Annotated in this window: 5 protein-coding genes; all 5 read right to left on the bottom strand. The window is 41.2% G+C overall.

Features of this window, described 5'->3' with window-relative positions:
- On the bottom strand, positions 1-126 hold a 126-nt coding region (locus tag KPY62_RS10150), incomplete at its 3' end, for a GTP-binding protein (RefSeq protein WP_228267773.1).
- 237 nt (positions 127-363) lie between these two features.
- Complete coding sequence (gene fusA, locus KPY62_RS10145) at positions 364-2,490, bottom strand: elongation factor G (protein ID WP_216581882.1); 2,127 nt, start codon at positions 2,488-2,490, stop codon at positions 364-366.
- Between the two features lie 428 nt (positions 2,491-2,918).
- A complete protein-coding gene (gene rpsG / locus KPY62_RS10140) occupies positions 2,919-3,392 on the bottom strand; it encodes a 30S ribosomal protein S7 (protein WP_201623262.1) in 474 nt (157 codons plus the stop codon).
- A 206-nt stretch (positions 3,393-3,598) separates the two neighbouring features.
- Positions 3,599-3,973 carry a 30S ribosomal protein S12 gene (gene rpsL / locus KPY62_RS10135; protein WP_201570224.1) on the bottom strand — a complete coding sequence of 125 codons (375 nt, stop codon included), beginning with the start codon at positions 3,971-3,973 and terminating at the stop codon, positions 3,599-3,601.
- Between the two features lie 343 nt (positions 3,974-4,316).
- A complete protein-coding gene (locus tag KPY62_RS10130; protein WP_216581881.1) occupies positions 4,317-5,633 on the bottom strand; it encodes an EcsC family protein in 1,317 nt (438 codons plus the stop codon).
- Between the last annotated feature and the right edge of the window lie 367 nt (positions 5,634-6,000).

The raw sequence follows: 6,000 nt of genomic DNA, 5'->3' as shown, positions 1-6,000 counted from the left end.
GCCACCTGAAGTGATAGCCGCAACCGTTGCAATAGCAGCAGTTAATGTAGTTTTGCCGTGATCAACGTGTCCAATAGTACCGACGTTGACGTGTGGCTTTTTGCGTTCAAACTTGGCCTTTGCCATGAGTATTTCCTCTTTTATTGGGGTTCAGTGCTTAACGGATGTTTGTACATGAGTTAAGATAATACTGACCACATTAAGATAAATGTTAAAAATTTGCACGTACGATGTGCAGATATTATAAGAAAATTACAGCCAATAACAAGTCTTTTAACGGATTATTGCGGTAATTAAGGCGGGCAATCTAGAGATTAACTCTATACTGCCCTATTTAACTGGTTTTTCTTAACTACTTATTGCTTACTCGTCATCATCTTTAGAGTTGAACTTAGCGATGATTTCAGCAGAAACTGACTTAGGAATTTCAGCGTACTTTTGGAATTCCATAGAATAAGTGGCACGGCCCTGTGACATTGAGCGCATTTGCGTCGCATAACCAAACATTTCTGCTAATGGTACTTCTGCGCGGATCTGCTTAGTGCCACCAGGTAGATCTTCCATGCCTTGAACCATACCACGACGACGGTTTAAATCGCCCATGATATCGCCCATGTAATCTTCAGGAGTTTCTACTTCAACTTTCATTACTGGCTCAAGAAGCGTAGGGTTTGCAGCTAAGAAACCTTTTCTGAAAGCGATAGAACCAGCCATCTTAAATGATAGCTCATCCGAATCGACGTCATGGTAAGAACCGTCATACAAAGTAGCTTTTACACCAACGATTGGATAACCAGCAAGTACGCCGTTTTTCATGCGCTCTTGAATACCTTTATCGACCGCACCATGGAATTCTTTTGGTACTGTACCACCAACAACTTCTTCTTTAAATTCGTATAAAACGTCGCCCGCTGGATCCATAGGCTCAAGACGTAACCAGACATGACCAAATTTACCACGACCACCAGTCTGACGAACGAATTTGCCTTCTTGTTCAACAGTATCACGAATCGTTTCACGATAAGCAACCTGTGGCGCACCAATGTTAGCTTCAACATTGAATTCGCGTTTCATACGATCTACTAAGATCTCAAGATGTAGCTCACCCATACCACTAATGATAGTCTGACCAGACTCTTCGTCAGTATGCACACGGAATGATGGATCTTCTTTCGCCAAACGACCTAAAGCAATTGACATTCTTTCTTGGTCAGCTTTAGTCTTAGGTTCAACCGCTAGGCTGATAACTGGATCTGGAAACTCCATACGCTCTAGCGTGATGACATTGCTTTCGTCACATAGAGTATCACCAGTAGTCACATCTTTCATGCCTACTAATGCAGCGATATCACCAGTACGAATTTCTGCAAGCTCTTCTTGAGCATTTGCCATCATCTGTACGATACGGCCAACGCGCTCACGTTTCATTTTAACTGGGTTATAAACGCTGCCACCTTGCTTGATAACGCCTGAATAAACACGAACGAAGGTTAAGTTACCAACGAACTTGTCGTTCATGATTTTAAACGCTAAAGCTGAGAAAGGCGCGTCATCTGATGCTTCACGGAAACCTTCAGACTCATCTTTGTCATCAAGAATACCTTTGATAGCAGGTACATCGATTGGTGCTGGTAGATACTGAATAACTGCATCCAACATCTTTTGAACACCTTTGTTCTTAAAGGCAGTACCACAAAGCAATGGAATGATTTCGTTATCAATGGTCAATTGACGAATAGCAGCGTTAATTTGCTCTACAGACAATTCACCATTTTCGAGGTATTCATTCATCAACTCTTCATTAGCTTCAGCAGCATTTTCTACTAAGTATTCACGATACTCTTCTGCTTTTTCTTGAAGTTCTGCTGGAATTTCACGCTCTTCGTATTCCATACCTTGAGACTCTTCGTCCCAGTAGATAGCTTTCATAGTAACTAAGTCAACAACACCTTCAAAGTTGTCTTCTTTACCAATTGGAATAACCAAAGGTACTGCTTTACCGCCTAGACGAGTTTTGATTTGTTCTACAACACGGTAGAAATCCGCACCAACGCGATCCATTTTGTTAATGAATGCAAGACGTGGAACTTTGTATTTGTTTGCTTGACGCCATACTGTTTCAGACTGTGGCTGTACACCACCCACAGCACAATAAACCATACACGCGCCATCAAGAACACGCATAGAACGTTCAACTTCAATCGTGAAGTCAACGTGGCCTGGGGTATCAATGATGTTGATGCGATGTTCAGGGAACTGTTTAGCCATACCTGACCAAAAGCAAGTAGTCGCAGCAGAAGTAATAGTAATACCACGCTCTTGTTCTTGCTCCATCCAGTCCATAGTGGCTGCGCCATCATGCACTTCACCAAGTTTGTGGCTGACACCGGTATAGAACAAAACACGCTCAGTAGTAGTAGTTTTACCAGCATCGATGTGCGCTGAGATACCAATATTGCGATAGCGCTTTAGGGGAGTTATACGAGCCATAGTGTTTTCCTAGTGGAAGTCGTTTGCATAAACATTATAAATGTATGATGTATCTCTACTTTATATCCTACAAAAGCGGCATCTGCAACAGCAGTTGGCTTTAGCGTTCTACTATTAATGAGCCTAATACGGACAATAAAAAGCAAAGGTTAAGAATATAAAGTTATAGAATTTATAACCGGACAGTGAAACAAGTTTCGTAATACTGTCGGGATAGATAGCTGCCAGCCCTAATAAATACCTAACTGGCTATAGTAACAGCCTAGCTAGCATCAAAAATAACGGCAGTAATCGGTAGAATAAATAAACAATAACGTGGCTAATTGATTATTCAGTTAGCCACGCTTAGCAATTAGATGATCATTAACTATTACTGTTAAACAGAGATAATTATTGACTGCAAAAAATGCTTATATCTCTAAGCTAGCTTAGAAACGATAATGTGAGAATGCTTTGTTAGCATCTGCCATGCGGTGAACTTCGTCACGCTTTTTCATAGCATTGCCTTTGCCTTCTGATGCATCACTCAATTCGCCTGCTAAACGCAATGCCATAGATTTTTCAGAACGCTTTGCAGCAGCTTCAGCTAACCAACGCATAGCCAAGGCAGTACGACGGGATGGGCGTACTTCCATTGGTACTTGATAGGTAGCACCACCGACACGGCGAGCTTTTACTTCAACCATAGGGCGAACGTTTTCTAGCACTTCTTCAAAGAACGCTACTGGATCTTCGATGTTACGCTTTTGTGCTACTGTTTCTAGTGCACCGTAAACGATACGCTCAGCAGTAGATTTTTTACCATGGCTCATCACGTGGTTGATGAATTTTGCGATGGTTTGGCTACCAAACTTAGGATCCGGTAGGATCTCACGGGTAGCTACGACACGACGTCTTGGCATAATAAATTTCCTTGTCTTCAGGAGTGTCTGACATTCACAATCTCACACCAGCTATTAACTTATGGAGCGTAGTAGTGAGTTGTCAGTCAGCCTTACTGCATGGTGGTATGTGGTATAAACTCAGCATATGAGTCTTGAAACAACACCAATCCCATGCACAGTTAATGGGTAGTACGAATGAAACTAAGCGCATACTAGTATCAGTATTATGCTTTAGGCTTCTTCGCACCATATTTAGAACGACCTTGTCTACGGTCTTTAACACCAGCACAATCTAATGCACCGCGAACAGTGTGATAACGTACACCTGGTAGATCTTTTACACGACCACCACGAATAAGAACAACACTGTGCTCTTGTAAGTTATGACCTTCGCCGCCGATGTAGCTTGCAACTTCATAGCCTGAAGTCAAACGTACACGACATACTTTACGCATGGCTGAGTTAGGTTTTTTAGGCGTGGTAGTATATACACGAGTACATACACCGCGACGCTGTGGGCACGCTTGCAACGCAGGAACTTTTGACTTTTCCTTGATGGTTTTGCGACCCTTACGAATTAATTGGTTAGTTGTTGCCATAAGGCATCCGTCTCCCGTTGGGTGTAAAACAAAAAAATGGGTCAATCCACCTTGGCTCACACATAATATGTGAAGTTCGGGGGCACCCATTTTTAGGACAATGTATTATAAAGATTTGTGACTACTATTTCAACTATTTATCATTATTTGTACTTTACAACATCGGAAAGATGTGTATAAAGTTCATTTTAGCTGATAAACCGATACGGTTACTGCTTTGAGCTCCTAGTAAATGGCGGTAATGTTTTGTTTTTCAAGGGTTAATTCCAGTCATTATCGCCACTTATAGTTATAGCCTCAACTATTAAATAACACTATTAGTTAGGGTTGCTTCGAGTTGCTGCTACTTTTTTGCTTCTGCTGGCTGTGGTTTGCTGTTACTTTTAGCAGCCTCTGCATTCGCTTTATCATCCTTTTTCGATTTATCAGCACTGTCAGCATTAGTTTTACTTTTTTTAGCACTGTCTTTACCAGTAATGTCTTTATCAGTGCTGTCTTTTTTGCTGCTATCCGCTTTCGCACTTTGTTTATCAGTGCTGTCTTTACTCGCAGCTTCCTGCGATTTGTCAGCAGCTTTTTCTTTATCAGCTGACTTACTAGCGGCTTGCTCTGTCGTCTTCTGATCTTTGACTTCTGGCTTTTTATCTTCTTGCTTTTTATCTTCTTTGCTAGGCTCAGTGCTTACGTCTTTTTTAACTTCAGCTTCGCTAGCGCTATCGTCAGTGATGCCACGATTAGCGAGCTTAGCCTCTGGTGCAAAAGTCGCTTGCGCTACCCCAATTACTTCTTCAATCAGACGACTGTTATAACGCATACCAACGATGACCGCACTCGCTGGTAACAAGCGGCGAATCCACGATAAATTAATCTGATCCAAATCTATACCGACTTGACTAGCGATACTGTCTACTTGCTCGGCATAGAAGTTGACGTTCTTATTCTTTAAACCTAAGTTTTTCAGCTCGCTGTGCAGACCACTAGTTTGTGCACTGTCTAATAAGCCTTTACCGACTCCGATACCCGCTAACAATGCCTGCTTCTCTTGCATTTTACTTAGGTCAGCATTCGCTAGTAACTCATAGGCCATTTTAACCCCTTGCTTACCAGTCAATGGCTTGTCGTAGACTGCCGCCAACTGATAAACCGTACGCAGTGATACTAGTAGCAACCATAAAGTATCAGCTAGTAATCCTGGCAAACCAGCTAAACCCGTCAAGCCGCCTAGAGTTGCCAGTGCTCGGTTTTGATTAGCGATATCGGTAGCTAGTGCATAACGTTGCTGATCATCAAAGCTTGAAATATCAGCAAAACGATGCTCGCTTGGTAAGTCAATTTTACTCCAAGTAGAGGCTAATTTGGCTACTTGCGAGAATGCGCCATCAACAGTCGATTGGAATAAGCTGTTGGGTACGACTTTTTTGGCATACTTACCATAAGTTGCAAAGCGAGTCCCTAATAACTGTTGTGTGGCTTTTAGGGTTTGCTCACGGAATAGGTCTTGTTGATAATCTTCATCCCCTAAATTCACTGCTTTATATTGGCGTGGCTTACCAGTCTTGGCGTTAGCACTATCGATAAGAGAGCCTACACGCTCAAGATTATTACGAGTAAAATGACCTACTGTACTGATACCTTTAGAAAGTACGCTACGCTTTGCCATTGTTATGTCCTTAAGTTAGTAATATGTATAAAAGTTAGAAGTATTATAATCATTGCATTATTCAAAGCTTAAAAATTTGAAGCTTAAGGTTCAGTGTTCAAAAGTTCGCTATTGAAAACTTTACACTATTCCATGTTAACAACAAACGCTAACAAGCTTTACTAATAGTTAAGAAGTTTTGTTGATAATTTAAATTGTTATCTTAGCCAAGTTTTGAACGAGATGTCAGTGTCAACAATGTTATTACAGTCATAAAGTTTGTATCTAAAGGTATAACTTATTTACAGACAATAGCGCTGATTTTACTATTATTAATAAAGAATAATTGGGCTTAGTATCAAACCTAGTTTTTTGCTTAGCTATCTGC

It is taken from the genome of Psychrobacter sp. TAE2020 (assembly GCF_018919485.1).
In the GTDB taxonomy this organism is placed as follows: Bacteria; Pseudomonadota; Gammaproteobacteria; order Pseudomonadales; family Moraxellaceae; genus Psychrobacter.
Note: the sequence above shows the minus strand (reverse complement) of the source record. Positions and strands in the feature narration are given on the sequence as shown.